Source organism: Scytonema sp. PCC 10023 (genome assembly GCF_963920835.1).
GTDB lineage: Bacteria > Cyanobacteriota > Cyanobacteriia > Cyanobacteriales > Nostocaceae > Kalymmatonema.
Genome location: NZ_CAWUDP010000307.1, coordinates 1 through 1,276, shown reverse-complemented (window position 1 = coordinate 1,276; position 1,276 = coordinate 1). Strand labels below are relative to the sequence as shown.

The 1,276-nt window shown below is 50.9% G+C and carries 1 protein-coding gene; it reads left to right on the top strand.

Annotated features, from left to right (window positions below; genetic code table 11):
* Nucleotides 1–1,276 (top strand): condensation domain-containing protein (locus tag ACM0OZ_RS48895; RefSeq protein ID WP_414590167.1); only part of this gene is annotated, 1,276 nt, incomplete at both ends.

The following is a 1,276-nucleotide window of genomic DNA, read 5'->3' as shown; positions in this document are numbered from 1 at the left end:
TCCACTGTAGCCAGCTTTGCTGAGAACATCGAAACCACTATTAGGGCTGGAGCGGGTTTACAAACTCTACCAATCCAGCCGATTGTAGGGGAGCGAGACTTGCCCCTATCTTTTGCCCAACAACGGTTATGGTTTCTTGACCAGTTGGAACCGGGCAGTCCGTTTTACAACATTCCCGTCGCCATCCATCTCAAAGGTTGGTTGAACGTGCCAGCACTGAAAGTGAGCCTCAACGAGATTGTACAACGCCACGAAGCGTTGAGAACCACTTTTGCCACCGTGGCAGGAGAACCAGTCCAGGTCATTGCTCCACAGCAGCAACTAGAACTGCGAATGGTGGATCTTAGCGGCCTGAGTGCGCCACAGCGAGAGATGGAAGTTCAGTCTCTGAGCGCACGAGAGGCCCAACAGCCCTTCGACTTAGCCCAAGGACCACTGCTGCGGGTCACTTTGCTAGAACTGGGCACGGCAGAGTATGTGATACTCTTGACAATGCACCACATTATTTCTGACGGTTGGTCGATGGGAATACTGGTTCGGGAGATAGCAGCATTGTACACAGCCTTCTGTGAAGGCAAGCCCTCGCTACTACCCGAGTTACCTATTCAGTATGCAGATTTTGCTACCTGGCAACGACAGTGGCTGCAAGGAGAGGTTCTGGAGAATCAGTTTGCTTATTGGCAGCAACAATTGGGTAACGATTTTCCCGTCCTACAGTTGCCTACCGACAGACCGCGCCCCGCCGTCCAAACCTTTCGCGGTGCCAGCCAATTTTTAGAGTTACCGAAAAACTTGACGGAGGCACTCAAGGCGCTGAGCCGACGCGAGGGGGTAACTCTGTTTATCACGCTACTATCAGCGTTTAAAGTATTACTTTACCGCTACACAGGGCAGGACGATGTTCTTGTGGGTACGCCTATTGCCAATCGCAACAGGAGTGAAATTGAGCCTTTGATTGGATTCTTCGTCAACACTCTAGTTCTGCGTACTCATCTTTGGGGTCACCTAAGTTTCCAACAATTACTTGGTCAAGTTCGAGAAGTAGCTTTGGGGGCTTATGCTCATCAAGACTTACCGTTTGAGCAGTTAGTGGAACAACTGCGACCGGAGAGAGACTTGAGCCACCAACCCGTTTTCCAGGTGATGTTTGCTCTCCAGAATGCGCCGATGGAGACATTAGAATTGCCCGGTTTGACTCTCACTCCTGTGGAGATGGAGAGCGTCACGGCGAAGTTTGATTTGACTGTGTCAATGCAAGAGACACAACAAGGTCTCA